General features: G+C 62.0%; 16 protein-coding genes. 6 read left to right on the top strand and 10 right to left on the bottom strand.

The annotated features are described in order from the left end of the window. The first annotated feature begins 9 nt into the window (after positions 1 to 9). Positions 10 to 1,140 carry an ABC transporter ATP-binding protein gene (locus CGLAUT_RS11445; RefSeq protein WP_290185308.1) on the top strand — a complete coding sequence of 377 codons (1,131 nt, stop codon included), beginning with the start codon at positions 10 to 12 and terminating at the stop codon, positions 1,138 to 1,140. Positions 1,141 to 1,226: 86 nt separating this feature from the next. On the opposite strand, the gene CGLAUT_RS11440 is transcribed toward CGLAUT_RS11445, so the two are convergent. Beyond that, a complete protein-coding gene (locus CGLAUT_RS11440; RefSeq protein ID WP_290185306.1) occupies positions 1,227 to 2,390 on the bottom strand; it encodes a PQQ-dependent sugar dehydrogenase in 1,164 nt (387 codons plus the stop codon). Positions 2,391 to 2,455: 65 nt separating this feature from the next. Between CGLAUT_RS11440 and CGLAUT_RS11435 the strand changes: the two genes are divergently transcribed. Together CGLAUT_RS11435 and CGLAUT_RS11430 are read left to right on the top strand one after the other, a co-directional pair. Next, positions 2,456 to 3,439 carry an aldo/keto reductase gene (locus tag CGLAUT_RS11435; RefSeq protein ID WP_343898639.1) on the top strand — a complete coding sequence of 328 codons (984 nt, stop codon included), beginning with the start codon at positions 2,456 to 2,458 and terminating at the stop codon, positions 3,437 to 3,439. 17 nt (positions 3,440 to 3,456) lie between these two features. Continuing rightward, positions 3,457 to 3,942 (top strand): cysteine hydrolase family protein, encoded by a 486-nt coding sequence (locus CGLAUT_RS11430; protein WP_290185302.1) that lies wholly within the window; start codon positions 3,457 to 3,459, stop codon positions 3,940 to 3,942. Here CGLAUT_RS11430 and hutI read toward each other — a convergent pair. From hutI to CGLAUT_RS11400, 6 genes are all read right to left on the bottom strand, one after another. Then, the gene (hutI, locus tag CGLAUT_RS11425; RefSeq protein ID WP_290185300.1) at positions 3,939 to 5,129 is read right to left on the bottom strand and encodes an imidazolonepropionase; all 1,191 of its coding nucleotides are present in this window, start codon (positions 5,127 to 5,129) and stop codon (positions 3,939 to 3,941) included. The genes CGLAUT_RS11430 and hutI overlap by 4 nt on opposite strands. A gap of 28 nt (positions 5,130 to 5,157) precedes the next feature. Continuing rightward, positions 5,158 to 6,849 (bottom strand): urocanate hydratase, encoded by a 1,692-nt coding sequence (hutU, locus tag CGLAUT_RS11420; protein WP_290185298.1) that lies wholly within the window; start codon positions 6,847 to 6,849, stop codon positions 5,158 to 5,160. Positions 6,850 to 6,968: 119 nt separating this feature from the next. Further along, complete coding sequence (locus tag CGLAUT_RS11415) at positions 6,969 to 8,288, bottom strand: MFS transporter (protein ID WP_290185297.1); 1,320 nt, start codon at positions 8,286 to 8,288, stop codon at positions 6,969 to 6,971. After that, positions 8,285 to 8,938, bottom strand: coding sequence for a flavin reductase family protein (locus tag CGLAUT_RS11410; protein ID WP_290185296.1), 654 nt, complete (start codon positions 8,936 to 8,938; stop codon positions 8,285 to 8,287). Before CGLAUT_RS11410 ends, CGLAUT_RS11415 begins: the two co-directional genes overlap by 4 nt. A gap of 112 nt (positions 8,939 to 9,050) precedes the next feature. After that, entirely contained in the window at positions 9,051 to 10,604 is a 1,554-nt protein-coding gene (hutH, locus tag CGLAUT_RS11405) for a histidine ammonia-lyase (RefSeq protein WP_290185295.1), read from the bottom strand. A gap of 5 nt (positions 10,605 to 10,609) precedes the next feature. After that, complete coding sequence (locus tag CGLAUT_RS11400) at positions 10,610 to 11,356, bottom strand: IclR family transcriptional regulator (RefSeq protein WP_290185293.1); 747 nt, start codon at positions 11,354 to 11,356, stop codon at positions 10,610 to 10,612. 43 nt (positions 11,357 to 11,399) lie between these two features. Between CGLAUT_RS11400 and hutG the strand changes: the two genes are divergently transcribed. The 3 genes from hutG to CGLAUT_RS11385 all read left to right on the top strand — a co-directional run bounded on the left by hutG (position 11,400) and on the right by CGLAUT_RS11385 (position 14,522). Continuing rightward, positions 11,400 to 12,344, top strand: coding sequence for a formimidoylglutamase (gene hutG, locus CGLAUT_RS11395; protein ID WP_290185291.1), 945 nt, complete (start codon positions 11,400 to 11,402; stop codon positions 12,342 to 12,344). A 101-nt stretch (positions 12,345 to 12,445) separates the two neighbouring features. Beyond that, positions 12,446 to 14,047: an alanine/glycine:cation symporter family protein gene (locus tag CGLAUT_RS11390; RefSeq protein ID WP_290185289.1), complete on the top strand. Its 1,602-nt coding sequence runs from the start codon at positions 12,446 to 12,448 to the stop codon at positions 14,045 to 14,047. Between the two features lie 19 nt (positions 14,048 to 14,066). Beyond that, positions 14,067 to 14,522 (top strand): protein-tyrosine phosphatase family protein, encoded by a 456-nt coding sequence (locus CGLAUT_RS11385; protein ID WP_415877161.1) that lies wholly within the window; start codon positions 14,067 to 14,069, stop codon positions 14,520 to 14,522. Here the strand turns inward: CGLAUT_RS11385 and CGLAUT_RS11380 are convergent. Genes CGLAUT_RS11380 through CGLAUT_RS11370 form a run of 3 tightly spaced genes read right to left on the bottom strand, consistent with a single transcriptional unit; the run spans position 14,519 to position 17,863 of the window. Further along, positions 14,519 to 15,295, bottom strand: a complete 777-nt coding sequence (locus CGLAUT_RS11380) for an amidohydrolase family protein (RefSeq protein WP_290185287.1) — start codon at positions 15,293 to 15,295, stop codon at positions 14,519 to 14,521. The genes CGLAUT_RS11385 and CGLAUT_RS11380 overlap by 4 nt on opposite strands. Before the next feature lie 2 nt (positions 15,296 to 15,297). After that, the gene (locus tag CGLAUT_RS11375) at positions 15,298 to 16,698 is read right to left on the bottom strand and encodes a YjiH family protein (protein WP_290185286.1); all 1,401 of its coding nucleotides are present in this window, start codon (positions 16,696 to 16,698) and stop codon (positions 15,298 to 15,300) included. Continuing rightward, positions 16,691 to 17,863, bottom strand: a complete 1,173-nt coding sequence (locus CGLAUT_RS11370) for a CaiB/BaiF CoA transferase family protein (RefSeq protein WP_290185285.1) — start codon at positions 17,861 to 17,863, stop codon at positions 16,691 to 16,693. The genes CGLAUT_RS11375 and CGLAUT_RS11370 overlap by 8 nt, the downstream gene beginning before the upstream one ends. Positions 17,864 to 17,872 lie beyond the last annotated feature (9 nt).

Here is a 17,872-nt window from a genome sequence, read left to right as displayed (position 1 = left end):
GAGTCACACATGGCAACCGTTGAGTTCCGCCAAGCGTCTCGCATTTATGACCCAGCGCGTCCGCCAGCGGTGAGCCGTGTCAACCTGGAGATCGCGGACGGCGAGTTCTTGGTCCTCGTCGGACCATCCGGCTGCGGCAAGTCCACCACGCTGCGCATGCTCGCAGGTCTCGAGCCGGTCGATGAGGGGCAGATTCTTATCGACGGCCAGGACGTGACGGAAACCCGTCCCCGCGAGCGTGATGTCGCGATGGTGTTCCAGTCCTACGCCCTGTACCCGAACATGACGGCACGCCAGAACATGGCGTTCGCGCTTGAGAACGCCAAGGTGGACAAGGCGACGATCGAGGAGCGTGTCGCCTTCGCCGCAAAGATGCTCGAGCTCGAGGACCTCATCGATAAGAAGCCGGCGGCAATGTCCGGTGGTCAGCGCCAGCGCGTGGCCATGGGGCGTGCAATTGTGCGCCAGCCGAAGGTCTTCCTCATGGATGAGCCGCTGTCCAACCTGGACGCGAAGCTGCGTGTGTCCACCCGCGCGCAAATCCTCGCGCTGCAGCGCGAGCTGGGTACCACCACGGTCTACGTCACCCACGACCAGACCGAGGCGATGACCATGGGCGATCGCGTGTGCGTGCTGAAGAAGGGCATCCTCCAGCAGGTAGACACCCCGGACACCCTGTACAACAACCCGGGTAACACCTTCGTGGCCACCTTCATCGGTTCACCGGCCATGACGATCATCGAGAACGTGCCGTTCATCGACGGCCGCGTTGTCGGCGGTAAGGATCACGCGCTGGATTACTACATGCCGCGTGAGCTGGCGGCAAAGGTGAAGACGGACCGCGTGGTTGTTGGCGTGCGCCCGGAGAACTGGGAGATCGCTGGTGTGAATCATGCGGGCGAGCAGTACGGCCTGCCGGTGCACGTCGACATCGTGGAGCACCTCGGTTCTGAGCTCTACGTTTACGGCAGCCGTCAGGAACAGGCGGACAGCAAGGTCGCCGTGCGCGGTGACCGCATCACGGTCAAGGTGCCGCGCGGCATTGACATCGATCAGGGCGACACCATCTACCTGCGCCCGATGGAGGGCGGCTCCGTCTTCTTCGATCCGGAGACCGAGATCAACTACGACTACCTGTAGTCACTAACCCGCCACACCAAAGCGAGGCTCAGGGTGTCATCCCAACCGGGGTGGCGCCCCTTGCCATTCCGGCCAAGTGCAACGGATCAGCGCGGGCGCAGCTCGAGCAGGTACCCGCCCTTGTCCTCCATCACCCAGATGGCACCGTCGGGGGCTTGCTCCAGCGCCCGAATGCGCTGGCCCATGTCCCACTTGTCCAGCTGCGTGGCAGTGCCGTCCTCGTTCAGCTGCATGCGCACGATCGTCTGGCCGCTCAACCCGCCGAGGAACGCATTGCCCTTCCACTCCGGGAACAGCTCGCCGGTGTAAATCATCAGGTTGGCAGGTGAAATCGCCGGTTTCCAGTACGCGGCGGGCGCCTGGTACCCGTCGCCGGGCCCGTGGTCGGGGATCGGCTGGTTGTCGTAGTGGCTGCCCATCGACGCGTTGGGCCAACCGTAGTTCTCCCCGCCGACAATCAGGTTCAGCTCGTCGCCGCCCTGCGGCCCCATCTCGGAGGCCCAGATGCGGCCGCTCTCATCTGCCGCGATGCCAAGCGGGTTGCGGTGCCCCATCGACCAGATCTCCGCCGAGCGCCCGCCCTGACCCGCGAACGGGTTGCCAACAGCGGGCGTTCCATCGAGGTTCAACCGAAGGGTCTTGCCCTGGTTTGTACGCACGTCTTGTGCTGGGGTGAAATCGCGCCGGTCTCCGGATGTGACGTACAAGAAGCCGTCGATAAGCAACATGCGCAGCGAGAAGTGACCGTCGCTTTCGCCGGGGTCCTGCTCCCAGATGACCTTGAGGTCTTTCAGCTGCGCGGTGGCGGTGTCGAGGTGGCCGTAACCCACAACACCCTGCGCACCTTTGTCGTGCGGGCGCACCCACGACACGTACAGGCCACCGTCCTGGGTGAAGCTCGGCGCGGCGACTACGTCGTGGAGGCCGGCCTCGGACTGGTGGAAGATCTCCGGCACTCCGCTTACCTCGCGCAGCTCGCCGGTGGTCTGGTCGCGCAGCTGCAGCAGGCCGGAGCGATCGGAAATCAGCAGGTAGTCGGTGCCGGGGAGGAACTCCATCGCCCAGCCCTCCGCATGCCGCTCATGCTTGATCACTTCGAAGGGGAAGTTGCGCATGTCCGAGAGCGAGCTCGAGCTGGGCAGAATGCTTGACGACGGCTCCGGGACACTCGACATCGGCGAGGTCAGGCCGAACAGGGAAAGGAACGAGAAAAGGATGGTGTGGATGAGGCTGACAACGGCGGAGCTCATGGCCCACATTTTAGGTCTATACTCGCGCATAACCGCGGACAGACGCGCTCAGCAAAGGGGTCACTATGAGGACGAACATCGGTAGATTGTTTCCGTCGAGTTCCAGGGTTGGGCTCGGTTGCATGGGTTTCAGTTGGGGGTACAGCAGGCCAGGGCAGCTTGACGACGGCCAGAGCGCGGAGACAATCCGACGTGCCTACGAAGCAGGGGTGCGACACTTCGACACCAGTGATATGTACGCCGCAGGCCACAACGAAGAACTCGTTGGTCGAGCGCTTGTCGGTTGTCCGGACGCGTTTGTGGCGTCGAAGGGCGGCATCGTCGTCGACAGCGTTGAACCGTTGTCCATGCACGTCGACGGCACGCGTGCACATCTGACGGACGCGCTCGAGCAGTCGCTGCGCCGACTCAATCGAGACCACATCGACCTGTACTACTTGCACCGGTTAGATTCCGAGGTCCCCGTGCAAGAGCAGGTGCAGGTGCTCGCGGAGGCGCAGCAAGCCGGAAAGATCCGCCACATCGGTGTCAGTGAGGCCACGGTAGAGCAACTCGTTGCCGCTGCTGAGGTGGCCCAAATCGCCGCGGTGCAATCCGAACTTTCCGTGTGGACCCGGGACCCTCTCAAACCTCAGGAGGCGAAGGAAGGCGCCGAGCCGCTGAGTGTCCTGGATTGGTGCGAAGAACACGGTGCGACGCTCGTGGCCTTTTCACCGCTGGGACGGGGATACCTCACGGGCAAGCTGGATACCTCAAAACTCATGGAGGGTGATTTCCGGACGTGGATGCCCAGGTTCACCCCTGATGCGCAGGAGCGGAACGCGCAGATCGTTGAAGCGCTTGAGCGTATCGCCGATCAGCGCGGGGTCGCTACGTCGCAAATTGCCCTGGCATGGGTGCTCGGTCTCAGCCAGTCGACGGCCGTGATCCCCGGCAGCCGCAGCATCGGCCACATTGAGTCGAACCGTGACGCGGGCACCATCCAGCTCACGAGTGAGGAGATGGAAACGATCACCTCGCTGCCGGAGCCGGTCGAGTCCCGGTACTAGGTCAGCGCTGAGAACCGATGTCTTCCTGTCTCGTCGTCATCGACGCTCAAGATTGGATCCTCGACCTCGCGGGCGGGCCGCTCTCCCGGGCTGAGCTGATCAGCGCGATAGCGCGCCGGGTTGCGCAGTTCCGTGCCGGCAATGTGCCGATCATCTGGGTGCGTTTCCTTCGCCAAGACGGTTCGGACGGTGGCCCGGATGGGGCTGCACAGATCGCTGATGGCTGCGGCTTGATCGACGGTGATGTGGTGATCGACAAGTTCGGGGTGGATGCGTTCGCCGGGACGGAACTTGACTCGGTACTGCAGGCGATGAGGATCGACGAGCTTGAGCTGGCCGGTTTTTCCACTGCCCACGCGATCATCGAGACTGCGGTAACCGGTGCGGATCTCGGGTACCGCATCAGTGTGCTTGCGGACGCATGCTCTGCGCCAACGGCTCAGATGCACGCCGACGCACTGCAACAACTCAAACGCGTCTGTGGGATTGTCGTCGAGGCCTAGCCGTACACCCGCTCACCGGCGACCCAGGTTTGCCACGTGATGGGCATGCCGGGCCGGTAGGCGAGATTGATCGCGTTTTCCGCATCCAGGATGTGCAGGTCCGCGGCCGCGCCGGGAACCAGCGTGCCTTTCGCGGGGCGGCCCTGCGGGTCTTGGCCTTCGCCCACGTTGTGGCGTCGCAAAGCCTTGGCGCCACCGGTGGTCGCTGCCTCAATGGCCTCGTCGAGCGTGAGGTGTTGTTGCAACACCGCGGTGGTCACGCAGAAGTTCATTGAACTGGTGAAGCTCGTGCCGGGGTTCAGGTTCGAGGCAATCGCTACGGTCGCCCCAGCATCGATCAGCCGTCGGCCCGGTGCGAGTTGCTCTCGGGTCGAAAGGTCGCACGCGGGCAAAAGCGTGGCGACGGTCTGTGAACCCGCCAGCAACTCAAAATCCTTATTAGACAAGTAGTTCACGTGGTCCACGCTGGCTGCACCCATCTCCACCGCGAGCCTGACACCGGGACCTTCACCGAGCTGGTTGCCGTGTACCCGCACTCCGAGGCCCGCAGCCTTGCCGGCTTCGAGGACCCGCCGGGATTGCTCCTCGTTGAACGCACCGCGTTCGCAGAACACGTCGATCCACTGCACGTGTTCCTTCACCGCGTCAAGCATGGGGCCGACGACCTCGTCCACGTACGCCTCGACTTCCGCACCTGGCGGCACGAGATGGGCGCCGAGGAACGTCACGTCATCAACGTGGCGCGAAGCCACGCGCGCGGCCTCCAACTCGGATTCCACGTTGAGCCCGTAGCCCGTTTTCGTCTCGAACGTGGTTGTCCCGCCTGCACGGCCCGCAGCGACACGCTCCGCGAGCAGCTGGTCAAGTCGCGCAGCACCCGCCGACCGGGTCGCCTCCATTGTCACAGCGATGCCGCCCGCCGCGTAAGATTCGCCGGCCATGCGCGCCTCGAACTCCTCGGCGCGGTTGCCGTCGAACACCATGTGAGTATGCGAGTCGACCCATCCCGGTAACACCGCGCGCCCACCCACATCGACACGCTCTGCAGCGTCCGCCCCGGCGGGTATTTCCTCGGCGGGGCCAACCCAAGCGATCACGCCGCCGTCGATGAGCAAAGAGGCGTCTTTGATCGTTCCAAGCTCAGAGACGGTGCGGAGCTCGGAGATGCCGGTGATGAGGGTGTGCATAATTGCCTTTCAGCGCGGGTAGCAGTTGTTAGTCGCGGGCCTGGAATGCCATTGGGATGCGCACGTCGCGCTCCTGTGCCACTTCCCACGCGCGAGAGTAGCCGGAGTCAACGTGGCGGATCACGCCCATGCCCGGATCATTGGTCAAGACAGCCTCGAGCTTGGCCTCGGCGATCTCGGTGCCATCAGCCACCGTTACCTGGCCGGTGTGGATGGAGCGGCCCATGCCCACGCCGCCGCCGTGGTGAATGGACACCCAGGTAGCGCCGCCGGCAACGGCGGTCATGGCGTTGAGCAGCGGCCAGTCTGCCACCGCGTCGGTGCCATCGAGCATGGACTCGGTCTCACGGTACGGTGAGGCCACCGAACCGGAGTCCAGGTGGTCTCGGCCAATAACGATCGGTGCCTTGACCTTGCCTTCCTTGACCAGGTTGTTGAAGATCACGCCGGCCTTGGCGCGCTCGCCGTAACCGAGCCAGCAAATACGCGCCGGCAGGCCTTCAAACTCCACGTACTCCTCAGCGGCGTCGATCCAGCGGTGCAGGTGCTCGTTGTCCGGGAAGGCCTCCTTGATTGCCTGGTCTGTGACTTTGATGTCCTCCGGGTCGCCGGAAAGCGCAACCCAGCGGAACGGGCCGAGACCCTCGCAGAACAGCGGGCGGATGTAGGCCGGGACGAAGCCGGGGAACTCGAAGGCGCGGTTGTAGCCGGCCTTACGGGCTTCGTCGCGAATCGAGTTGCCGTAGTCGAACACCTCGGCGCCCTCGTCCTGGAATTCCACCATCGCCTGGACCTGGGTGGCCATCGCCTCGCGGGCCTTCTTGGTGAAGGTGGTCGGGTCGGCCGCCGCCTCGGTGTGCCAGTCGCTGAAGGTGATTTCAGTTGGCAGGTAGCTCAACGGGTCGTGCGCCGAAGTTTGGTCGGTGACAATATCAACGGTGAACTCGCCTGCGCGCTGGCGGCGCAGCATCTCCGGGAAGACGTCTGCGGCGTTGCCAACGAGGCCGACGGAAAGCGCGCGCTTTTCCTCTTTCGCCTCGGTGACTAACTTAATGGCCTCTTCGATGTCGGTGGTGACTTCATCGAGGTAGCGCTTGGCCTGGCGGCGCTTCAGCCGAGCCTCGTCGACATCGACGATCAGGCAGGCACCACCGTTGAGAGTGACGGAAAGTGGCTGCGCACCGCCCATGCCGCCGCAGCCGCCGGTGAGGGTCAACGTGCCTGCAAGCGTACCGTCAAAGCGCTTCTTGGCTACCGCGGCGAAAGTCTCGTAAGTGCCCTGAAGAATGCCCTGGGTGGCGATGTAAATCCAGGAGCCTGCGGTCATCTGGCCGTACATCATCAAGCCTTCGTCTTCGAGTTCGCGGAAGTGCTCCCAGTTGGCCCAGTCGCCGACGAGGTTAGAGTTGGCGATCAGGACGCGAGGTGCCCATTCGTTGGTCTTCCACACGCCGACCGGTTTGCCGGATTGGACCAGGAGAGTCTCGTCAGCTTCGAGGTCGCGCAGCGTATCGACGATCGCGTCGAACGCCTCCCAGCTCCGCGCGGCGCGGCCGGTGCCACCGTAGACCACGAGGTCATCGGGGCGCTCAGCGACCTCTGGGTCGAGGTTGTTGTGGAGCATGCGCAGCGGCGCTTCGGTTTGCCAGGATTTTGCGGTGATGTCCGTGCCGCGCGGGGAGCGCACCTCGCGCGCACCCTCAGACCAGTTCTTAGCCATGGTGGTTCCTTTCCGTGGGGTGTGGTGGTTGTTGGTTCAAGGTTAGAAACCGAGAAAACGAAGCGCGGGCGTTTCTGCTCGCTTTCGTCTCGGATACGAGACGTGAATGACCGTTGGGCCTATGCTTTCAGGTCGAGATCCTTTGTTTCTTTCATCAGGGCGCCGGTGAGCAGTGTGACTGCTGCCATTGCCACAAGGTAGTAGGGGAATAGGTGACCGTAGCCCTCTTTAGACAGCCAGGTGTTCAGGTATGGTGCCGTGCCGCCGAAGATGGCTGTTGCGGCAGAAAGCATGGTGGCTACGCCTACGGCGCGGTAGCGAGTGGGCAGTGCCTCCGTCCAGATTGCCCCGTTCACACCGAAAAGAAACGACAGTGACACTAGCGCTGCTATTTGGCCAACCAGTTGCGTGATGAAAGTGCCGTCGAGGAAGCGGTAGATCGGGATGGTGATCAAGACGAAGAGGGTGCCCGCAATCATCACCATCGGCTTCCTTCCAATGTGGTCGCCGAGCATGCCCATCAGGGGGATTGCGAGTAAGAAAATGAACTCTGCGATTAGGCTCGCGCTGAGCGCGCTGTTCGCAGATTGGCCGTGCACCACTTGGACGTGCGTGGGCAGATAGATCGACCAGGTATAGAAGAACAACGACCCGCCTGCAGAGATAAGGAAGATGCGCACCAGGCCGCGCCAGTGTGACCAGATGGAGTCTTGGGTGCGTGCAGTGCCCGTCGCGGCTACTGCACCGTCGGTTTTCTCGGTGTTGAACGCGTCCGTTTCAGACATGCTGCGCCGCAGCCACAGGGCGTAGAGCCCGAGAACACCGCCGATGATGAATGGGATGCGCCAGCCCCACGCCCCAACCTGCTCTTCGGTCAGTAGGGCGTTGATGAGCAGACCGGTCATGGTTGCCGTCATGGTGCCGATGACAACGCTGGTCCACGACGTTGAGCCGAAGAATGCACGGCGTCCCTCTGGTGCGCGCTCCACCAAGTAGGTCACCGCGGTGCCCATTTCGCCGCCGTGCGCAAGACCCTGGATGAGGCGGGCGGCCACCAAAATGACAGATGCCCAGACTCCGACGGCGTCAAACCCGGGAGCAAAACCAATCACCAGCGAGCCGACCGCAGTGGTCATCATCGCAACCACCAACGCCTGCTTGCGGCCGACCCGATCGGCGTAGGCTCCGAAGACGAATCTGCCGATGGGACGAGCGACAAAGCCGACCGCGAACACTGCGAGGGTGCTCAGCAACGCCGAAGTTGGGTTGTCGTGGTTGAAGAACTGGATCGCCAGAAATGGTGCGAAGATCGTGTAAACGTTCCAGTCGTACCACTCCAGCACGTTACCCAGGTTGGCAACCAGCATGTCGCGAACGCGCGACTGCTGGGGCGTAGCCGGCCAAGTGGGAGAGGGCCTGCCCACTTGTGCGGTTGTCATGCCGAGCCTTCCAAGCCTGCCTGGGCTGCCGAATCGGATCCTGGTACTCGCATTTCAAACTTCTCGGTGACCACGGTGTAGTCGAAGTAGCCCATGCGTGCGATAGGGCGGATTTTCAACACGTCGATCTTGCCGTCCGCGTCGAGGAAGTCTTCGTTGATGTGAATCGTCTCCACATCCGCCACGACCAGATCAATCGTGCCCACCGGTGTATTGCCGGGGATGCGCAGCGTGGTCTTGTAACGGCATTCGAACTTGATCGGACTCTCGGCGATCATCGGAACCGGGTAGTTATCGGCGTAGATTTTGGTCACCTCGAGGTGGTCCCACTCACTTTCCTCGTGCGGCAGAGCCATAGCGGACTTGTTCACCTCCTCACGCAGGTCGTAAGTCGCCATGTTCCACACAAACCAACCGGTTTGCTCCGCGTTGAGGACGGTGTCCTTTCTACGCCCATCCGGGTATTGGTTTGCGGAGAACATCACCATCGGCGGATCGAAGGTGAGGTTCTGCCACTGGCTGTACGGGGCAATGTTTTCGCGCCCCTCGGGGTCGACGCTGGAGAGCCAACCGATAGGGCGGGGAACCGTGCTGGACTTGAACGGAGAGTAAGGCAACGGGTTCGGTTCGGTTTTTGGGTGCCATTTCATGACAATGCCTCCTGTGACTTGAGTTACATGGGAGAGCATATTGCGGCGCAGGGCACAAAATCCAGCGTTAGATATGACGACTAGTCTGAGATCCCAGACTTAACCCGTGCTCTTACTGCAGAGCCCCCACGGCGTTCTCTACTGCGGTGACTAAAGTGCCCGATTTGACCAGCTCGACAGTGTGCTCAATTTCCGGTGCAAGGAAACGATCCGGGCCGGGACCGCTAACCCGCTGGCGCAACGCACCCACAGCAGCGGCAGTTCCCGGCGCGGGTGCGCCTTCGCGCATATCCAGTGCGCGGGCTGCGGTGAGAATTTCAACGGCCAGCACGCGCTGCAGACCGTCCACACTGCGACGCAGTTTCCGTGCGGCTGCCCAGCCCATGGAGACGTGATCTTCCTGCATCGCCGAAGACGGGATCGAATCCGCCGACGCCGGCGTCGCGTTGCGCTTCAGCTCGTGCACGATTCCGGCCTGCGAATACTGTGCAATCATGTGCCCAGAATCCACGCCCGGGTCATCGGCAAGAAAAGCATTCAGCCCACGGTTGCGCGCCGTGTCTAGAAAACGGTCGGTGCGCCGCTCGCTTATCGACGCCAAATCCGCGACGACAATCGCTAGAAAGTCGAGTACATACGCCACGGGCGCGCCGTGGAAGTTCCCGTTCGAGGTGACACGCCCATCCAGCGCCACCACGGGGTTGTCCACCGCGGCGGCGAGCTCCCTGCCCGCGACCTGCTCCGCGTGAGTGAGCGTGTCGCGGAATCCGCCAGCTACCTGGGGTGCGCAACGCACCGAGTAGGCGTCTTGGACCTGCTTTTCCCTAAACTCTTCTGCTGCTGCCGCGAGGATCGCAGAGTCTGCGGCGACAGTGCGGATGTTCGCCGCTGAGGCGGCTTGGCCAGGGTGGGGACGTAGCTGCTGAAGATCGTCGTCAAACACCGAGAGTGTGCCGGTGAGGCCTTCTACCGTCATGGCGGCCGCGATATCGGCCACCTTCGCGGCCTGGCGGAGATCAGTGATGGCGAGACAAAGCATGCCGAGCATGCCATCGGTGCCGTTGATCAGTGCCAGTCCTTCCTTCTCCTGCAGCACCAGCGGAGTAATGCCTGCATCTGCGAGTGCATCCGCGGATGCCATGATCGGGCCGCCATCAACGCGGCATTCGCCTTCACCAATCAAGGCGAGTGCGCAGTGCGCCAGCGGAGCGAGGTCGCCTGAACACCCCAGCGAGCCGTATTCGCGCACGACCGGGGTGATGCCGGCGTTGAGCACCGCCGCGTACGTCTCAGCGACCACCGGTCGCACGCCGGTGCGCCCCGTGCACAAGGTGGACAGCCGCAGGAGCATGAGTGCGCGGACGACTTCTTCCTCAACTTCCGGTCCGGTGCCCGCGGCGTGCGAGCGGATCAATGAGACCTGCAGTTTGGCACGCATGTCTTCGGGGATGTGACGGCGCGCCAACGCGCCGAAGCCGGTGGAGATCCCGTAGACCGGGGTGGGGTCGTTCGCCAGCTCCTCGACACGCGCGCAGGTGGCGGCCATTTCCTCAATTGCAGCGGAATCAATTTCAACCTGCGCGCCGTAGCGCGCAACAGCAACGACGTCGGCGATGGAAAGCGCGCCTACGCCGACGGAAACAATGTGGTCAGCAATTTCAGTCATGGAAGTCAACCTAATCCGTTTCCAAAGAATCGTTGCGAGATTTGGGTCGCGGCGTTCGTAAGTGCGTCGATAAGCCTGGATTTTTCCTCCCTGGACTTACCGACGGGGAATGTGACGGCGAGTGCTGCGGCGGGGCGGGCGAGGTGATCCACAATGGTGACCGCGATGGACTCCTGCCCGCGAGACACCTCCTGATGCTCCGAAGCCCAGCCCTGGTCGCGGGCCGTGTCAATTAGTTCCTTGAGCTCCCGGTACTTCCCCCGCTCGCCCGAAGCGTCAAACACCGCGCGCAGCTCGGCCTCCGGGAGATGGGAAAGCATGGTCCGCCCCGAGGCGGTGGTCAGGGCAGGGAGGCGAACACCGACCTCTGTCAACAGTGACATCGTGCCAGGGGCGCGAATTTCCTGGAGGTACACAATCTCTGACCCCGCAAGCCTAGACAGGTGCGAAGAGCCGCCCGCGAGCTTCGCGATACGTTGCATGTCCTTCGACGTCGCTCGCACAAGCGGCTGCTGAACGGTGTATGCCTGCGCCATCTGGTATGCCGCCAGCCCCAGGCCGTACGTCGCCGGCTTATCCAAACGGACCACGAAACCGGACCCCTCCAACTCGTGGAGCAGGTGGTACGTGGTGGAACGGGGCAAATCCAACTCGCGCTGAATGCGGGTAGCGGAAATTGGCGCGTCCGTGTTTGACAGTAGCGTCAGAATCCGCAGCACATTATGCGCGGCAGGTACCTGCGGCTTAGTCATGCACCCAAGTATGCAATACCCGCACACAGCTAGGCTGGGGCGCATGAACACAGTCAGCGCGCCCCTGTACACCCCAGCTAAAGCATGGAGCGGGCGTGATGACGGCCCCGGCCCGGAGCACGCGCGCTGGCACAGCGTCATGCAGCTCGCCGACACCTCGGCCACACCCCGCGACGGCGTCGCGCTCATTGGTTTCGCCTCAGACGAAGGGGTACTGCGCAACGGCGGCCGGCAAGGTGCCGCCGCTGGCCCGGAAGCACTTCGCGCAGCGCTGGGAGGTTTAGCGGTGCACGAGGAGCGGTTGCTTTACGACGCAGGAACCGTGACCACCCAAGGCGACGACCTTGAAGGTGGCCAGCGTGAACTCAGTGATCGCGTTCGTGAACTCGCTGAGGCTTCAAACATGGTGATCGTTCTCGGCGGCGGGCATGAAACGTCGTTCGCTTCCCACCGGGGAGTCTTCGAAGCGCGCGGGCCGATGCAGGTAATTAACTTCGACACGCACTTTGACCTGCGCAAGGCGGACCGTGCGACCTCTGGCACCCCGTTCCTGCAGATCGCTGAGCTGGCCGGGGGGGAATTTGATTACTCCGTGCTGGGAATCTCCCGACCGAACAACACCGCGGTGCTCTTCGACACGGCAGAATCGCTCGGTGTGCGCACGGTGTTGGATACCGAGCTTGCGGGTCTGTCGGTGCACGATGCTTCGAAGTTGATCGATGAGATCGTGGGGAGAAGTACGCTGCCGATCCATCTGAGCATCGACTTGGACGTACTGCCCGCAGCAGTCGCGCCGGGGGTGTCCGCTCCAGCTGGTTACGGAGTGGCGATGGAAACCGTGTTGGCAATGGTGTCCGCAGTGGCGGCAACCGGGCGAGTAGCACTTCTCGATGTGGTGGAGCTCAACCCTGACTTTGACATCGACTCACGCACCGCCAAGGCAGCAGCGCGACTCATCGAAGAAGTTGTCGCCTCCGCCATTTCCTAAGCAACAAATTTGGCTGAAAGTGACGCGGGACACACGGCGATGGCCTAGATTCTCTATTGACCTACAGGTTTCCGTTTGTCTTGCCACTTCAAGGAGGCGCTATGGAGGACTTTCTTTCAACGCTAAACGGCATTATCTGGTCCCAATGGCTCGTGTTCCTTTGCTTGGGCGCGGGCGTGTACTTCACCATCGTGACATTGTTCATGCAGGTGCGTTGCCTGCCTGACATGTTGAAGCAGCTGTCCCAGGGAGAATCATCCGAGTCAGGTATCTCGTCGTTCCAGTCCCTGATGATGTCGCTGGCAAACCGCGTCGGCGTAGGCAACATCGCCGGTGTGGCGACCGCTACCGCGTTCGGTGGTCCGGGCGCGGTGTTCTGGATGTGGATCGTGGCGTTCCTGGGCGCTGCCACCTCCTACATCGAGTGCACCCTGGCACAGATCTACAAGGAGAAAGACCGTGACACCGGTGAGTATCGCGGAGGCCCGGCGTACTACATCGAGAAGGCGTACTCGCACACCGCAGCGCGCCCGTTCGCGCTGGTATACGCGATCTTCTTCGCCATCTGCATGATCCTGGCTACCTCCTACTTCCTGCCTGGTATTCAGGCAAACGGTGTGGCAGCCGCGGTGCAGAACGCGTGGGGGATCGAGACCTGGATCTCCGCCGCGATCATGGCTGTGCTGCTCGGCGTGATCATTATCGGTGGCGTGAAACGCATCGCCACCTTTGCTTCCCTGGTTGTGCCACTCATGGCAGGCATCTACATCTTGATCGCGCTGGTCGTACTGTTCGCCAACTTCTCGCAGATCCCGGAGGTCTTCGGCCTGATCTTCCGCTCCGCATTCGACCAGGAGGCGATCTTCTCCGGCATGCTTGGCGCGGCGATCATGTGGGGTGTTAAGCGCGGCATCTACTCCAACGAGTCTGGCCAGGGCACCGGCCCCCAGTCCGCAGCCGCAGCCGAGGTTTCCCACCCGGCGAAGCAGGGCTTCGTGCAGTCCTTCGCGGTGTACGTGGACACCTTGTTTGTCTGCTCGGCGACCGCGTTCATCATCATCTCTACCGACATGTACCGCGTGTTTGAAGGACAGTCCGAGGACGGAGCGGTGATCTACGAAGGCTCGCTGCCTAGTGACATTGCTGTTGGCCCGGGCTTTGTGCAAGAGGGTCTGAACACGATTGCCGGTGGTCTCGGCCCGAGCTTCGTGGCGCTGGCGATCATGTTCTTCGCATTCACCACCGTGCTTGCCTACTACTACCTGGCCGAGGTGAATTTCACCTACCTCAACCGATGGGTGAAAAACGTGGCTGCACGCCGAGCAATTATCTGGATCCTGCGCGTGCTCATTGTTGTCGCCGTGTTCATCGGTGCGACCTCCACGCCGGGCACCGCCTGGGCGCTTGGCGACATCGGCGTGGGCGCGACCGCTTGGCTCAACATCGTGGCGATCCTGTTCCTCCAGGTACCGGCGATGAAGTGCCTGTGGGACTACCGCCGCCAGAAGAAGGCCGGCCTGGATCCGCAGTTCGACCCGGAGGCGCTTGGCATCAAGAACGCCGAGTTCTGGGAGGTGCGCAAGCGCGAGATGATCGAGGCTGGCACCTGGCCCGGCGTTGAAGGCTCCGTAGTGACTAGCAACCGCTCTTTTGGTTCTGCCGGCACCAGCTCTACGGGCGGAAGCGACACAGTCGCACGGTAACCGGAAGCTCTACTGCATGATGAACAACCGCACCTGGGACCACACCGCCCCGGGTGCGGTTGTTTTGCCTTCAGGCCGTGTGGTGCTCGGCCGCGCATTGAGCAAACCGCGACCATTGCAGCGCGATCCCGAGCTGGGTATTTACCTTTCCTTCCGCCCTCCCCGGGATACTCCGTGGGACTCGCGTTGGATTCAGTGGGCTGACTTCTGGATCCCGAGTTCCCGCCCCGACGCTTATGCCTCGCTTACTGAGGCGTGGAAGCGCTCAGCTGCTGAACGGGTCGAAGTGGCTTGCCGCGGCGGCATCGGCCGCACGGGCACGGCGCTGGCGGTACTGGCCGTCCTCGACGGCATCGAGCCCCGCGCTGCTATTAAGTACATACGCGAAAACTACCACCCCAGGGCAGTAGAAACCCCCTGGCAGCGGCGCTGGGTGACGCGGCTTCCAGAGGGAGCAGGCGGCGCGAGCTGCTAGGTTCGATGCAGATACCAGCGCGCCGCGTTGTTCCAGAACACATCTTCTACCGCGTGCGCGCCGAGTGCATCGGTCACGGTTTGCGCGATCAGGTCCAGGTCCGAGATCTCAAACGGGCGCTTCGCGCGTGTCGACGGCACGTCGGTGCCCACCATCAACGCCCCCGGGTTCACACGCAGCACGGCGGCCATAGTCTTTGCCGGGTCGAGTTCCACCCGCCCAAAACCAGTCGCTTTCACCATTGCGCCGCGTTCAACGAGGCGCAGCATCGCGTCGAGGCCGTCCTGGTGCATACCGAGGTGACCGATGCTGATCCGAGGAAGGCGTGCAAGAACAGGTGCGAGCTCGTCCAGCTCTCGGGAGTCGACGTAGAGCTCGGTGTGCCAGCCCGCGAGGTCGTAGACGCGGTGAGCCAGCAACTCCAAGTCTTTGACACCGGCGGATCCGCCACGCTTGAAGTTGAAGCGCACCGCCCGCACACCCGCGGCGTCGAGTTCGAGCACTTGGGAATCAGGCACGTCGGCGGGCAGCTGGGTGACGCCCACAAAACCGTCGCCAAGCATTGAAAGCCCCTCGGTGAGGTAGCCCTGATCGAAAGCCTGGAACGAACCGGAGACGATGGCACCTCCGCGAACCTCGTAGCCGCGCTCAGACCATGTTTCGGTGGTGGAGCGGTAATCGGCGACCGTGTACGGCTCGGGCATGAACCCGCTGTTTTCCACCAGTGGATGGTCGGGAGAGATGATGTGGAAATGGGCATCGAAGAGCAGCATGCTTAAAAGATCAGGTACGCAATCGGCACGGTCAGGATCACGGAAAGCACCACGCGCTCGAACCAGATCACAACCATCTTCCCAATGCTCAGAGGGATGTCGGTGGCCAGCACCGCCGGGATCATCGAGGAAAAGAAGAACACCTGGCTGATCGAAACCACTCCGACGGTGAAGCGCAGAATTTCGGATTCGTTGCCAGAAACCAAGGTGGCTGGCAAGAACAGCTCTGACAGGCCAATGGCAAACGCTTCGGATGCAAGCCCGGGATCAGGGATCTGCATGATCCAGGCCAGTGGATAAAACGCGAGGCCCAGGATCTTGAATACCGGTGTGTAGAAGGCGAGCGCCAAACCGATGATGCCGACAGCCATGATGCCTGGGATCACCTGGATGGTCATCAACACGCCGTCTTTGAAGTTGCGCCAGATCGTCGTGGCCAACGATTCGGACTGGGCCAGGAACGCCTTTGCCTCTTTCCATGCGGCAGCAAAGATGTTGCCTTCAGCGCGCTCTTCCGGTTGCGGAGTCGCCCCTGGATAGTAATCATCCGGAATGGTGCTCAGCGGCGGGATGCGCACGATGACGGCAGACACCAGGAAGCACACAATCAGGGTGACGCCGAAGTACACGCCCCAAATGTGCATCAGATCGAGGGTTCTGGCGACGACGACCATGAAGGTGGCAGAGGCCGTCGAAAAGCCTGCGGCGATGATAGCTGCCTCTTTCCCTGTGTATCCTCCAGACCGGTAGACACGGTTGGTGATCAAAAGTCCGAGCGAGTATGAGCCGAGGAACGATGCCACTGCATCGACGGCTGACTTGCCTGGGGTGTGATACACCGGCCGCATGAATCGCTGCACCAAGACTCCGATGAATTCCATGAGGCCGAAGCCAACGAGGAGCCCGAGGAAGACTGCGCCTACCGGGATTAGCAGGCCCACCGGGATGACCAATTTGTTCAGGATGAACGGCCCCAGGCGGTCTTCGAATAGGAAGGCTGGACCAAAACCAAACACCAGCATTGCGCAGAGCAGCACGGCGAGCGCGCTGAGAAACGCGAACACTCCGCGGGCAAAGTCCTCTTTCCACCTGCCCGAGATGAACTGGTAGACAGCGCCCGCCGTAATCATGAACAGCGAAATGTATGGAAGAGCTGTTTCGAGAGAGGATTGCAGCAGGCCAACAATATGATCCAGCAAAATGGTGTTCTTCTCGCCGATGGTGAACGGCACGAAAAATGCGAAGATGCCAATGCCGCTGTAGACAAAGAACCGCCATTTATGGCTCGGTTCACCGGGATCCGTTGTCGGGTGCGGTTGGGGCGGAGAGGGAACAGCTGCCAAATTCTCAAAGTCGATGCGCCGCGAAATTCCCCTCACGCGGCTGTCGGAGCTTTCACTCATCACGGTCCTCCAATCCAGTGCGGGGATCCTCGCTAAGCCAGGAATCAATTTCGTCATTGTTCGCCCCCAGACTTGGGGCCGGGTGAGGCAGGCCCATCCCCTCCAGCTTGAGGGGGGAGGCCAGGGTGCGGAATCCGTCAGACTCCTCTACAACCACGCCACGCTCTGTTGCCAACGGGCTTGCCAGGGCGTCGTCGAGCTCATATACCCTCGCGGTGGGAACTCCGTGTTCACCGAAAAGCGCGATGGTCTCGTCCATTGTTTTTGTACTGAGGGCTTCTTCGATCAGTTCGCGCAGCGCAACCCGGTTCTCAGAGCGGTCTAGAGGTTCGGCGAAGCGGTAATCGGTAGCGAGCTCGGGCATTCCCAGAGCGGCTGCGAGCCGCTCGAACAGCCGATTGGTCGTAATCGCGATGACTACGTCTCCGTCCTTGGTCGCGTAAGTGGAAAATGGCGCGGAAAGGCCGTGGTCGTTGCCGATGCGGGTGGGCGGCGTGTCGTCGTACAGCGCGCGCATGCCGACAGACTCCATGACGGAAATGAGCGAGTCGTACATAGCCAAGTCGATGTGCTGGCCTTTACCGGTGTTGTTGCGCTGGTACAAGGCGGAGACGGTGCCGAGCGCCGCGTAGAGCCCGGGGATGAGGTCACCGAGGGAAATACCTACCCGGGTTGGCTTGCCGGTGGGCCAACCCGTGATGGACATAAGCCCGCTCATGGCCTGGGCGACAAGATCGTAGGCGGGCTCCTTGGCCATCGTTCCGGTCTGTCCAAAACCCGAGATGCTGGTGACAACAAGGTTGGGGTTGAGCTCGAGGAGCGTCGCAGGGCCGAGCTCAAGTTTTTCAAGGACACCTGGGCGGAAGTTTTCCACAACCACGTCTGCGCGTCGGACCAGTTCTCGCAGTACCTCCTTGTCTTCGTCCTTCTTAAAGTCAAGCGTGATGCCCTTCTTCGAACGGTTGAACAGGCGGTAATAGGCTGAAGTGCCATCGACAAAGGGTCCGAATTGGCGTGAATCGTCGCCCCAGGGTGACTCCACCTTGATCACTTCCGCGCCGAGGTCGGCCAGGAGCATTCCGCAGAAGGGGCCAGCCAGCACGCGGGACAAATCAAGGACTCGGATGCCAGCCAATGGTGCTGAGTGTGCCGTTGAGTGTGTCATGGATGGCAG

The organism is Corynebacterium glaucum, assembly GCF_030408855.1.
GTDB classification, from domain to species: domain Bacteria; phylum Actinomycetota; class Actinomycetes; order Mycobacteriales; family Mycobacteriaceae; genus Corynebacterium; species Corynebacterium glaucum.
This window is presented reverse-complemented; position numbering and strand designations above follow the sequence as displayed.

Coding starts and splice junctions, on each gene's coding strand:
- CGLAUT_RS11390 (WP_290185289.1), top strand. CDS start 12,446: ATGGAGGACTTTCTTTCAACGCTAAACGGCATTATCTGGTCCCAATGG.
- CGLAUT_RS11435 (WP_343898639.1), top strand. CDS start 2,456: ATGAGGACGAACATCGGTAGATTGTTTCCGTCGAGTTCCAGGGTTGGG.
- CGLAUT_RS11380 (WP_290185287.1), bottom strand. CDS start 15,295: ATGCTGCTCTTCGATGCCCATTTCCACATCATCTCTCCCGACCATCCA.
- CGLAUT_RS11375 (WP_290185286.1), bottom strand. CDS start 16,698: ATGAGTGAAAGCTCCGACAGCCGCGTGAGGGGAATTTCGCGGCGCATC.
- hutU (WP_290185298.1), bottom strand. CDS start 6,849: ATGGCTAAGAACTGGTCTGAGGGTGCGCGCGAGGTGCGCTCCCCGCGC.
- CGLAUT_RS11440 (WP_290185306.1), bottom strand. CDS start 2,390: ATGAGCTCCGCCGTTGTCAGCCTCATCCACACCATCCTTTTCTCGTTC.
- CGLAUT_RS11410 (WP_290185296.1), bottom strand. CDS start 8,938: ATGAAATGGCACCCAAAAACCGAACCGAACCCGTTGCCTTACTCTCCG.
- CGLAUT_RS11445 (WP_290185308.1), top strand. CDS start 10: ATGGCAACCGTTGAGTTCCGCCAAGCGTCTCGCATTTATGACCCAGCG.
- CGLAUT_RS11370 (WP_290185285.1), bottom strand. CDS start 17,863: ATGACACACTCAACGGCACACTCAGCACCATTGGCTGGCATCCGAGTC.
- CGLAUT_RS11415 (WP_290185297.1), bottom strand. CDS start 8,288: ATGACAACCGCACAAGTGGGCAGGCCCTCTCCCACTTGGCCGGCTACG.
- hutG (WP_290185291.1), top strand. CDS start 11,400: ATGAACACAGTCAGCGCGCCCCTGTACACCCCAGCTAAAGCATGGAGC.
- CGLAUT_RS11385 (WP_415877161.1), top strand. CDS start 14,067: ATGAACAACCGCACCTGGGACCACACCGCCCCGGGTGCGGTTGTTTTG.
- hutH (WP_290185295.1), bottom strand. CDS start 10,604: ATGACTGAAATTGCTGACCACATTGTTTCCGTCGGCGTAGGCGCGCTT.
- hutI (WP_290185300.1), bottom strand. CDS start 5,129: ATGCACACCCTCATCACCGGCATCTCCGAGCTCCGCACCGTCTCTGAG.
- CGLAUT_RS11400 (WP_290185293.1), bottom strand. CDS start 11,356: ATGACTAAGCCGCAGGTACCTGCCGCGCATAATGTGCTGCGGATTCTG.
- CGLAUT_RS11430 (WP_290185302.1), top strand. CDS start 3,457: ATGTCTTCCTGTCTCGTCGTCATCGACGCTCAAGATTGGATCCTCGAC.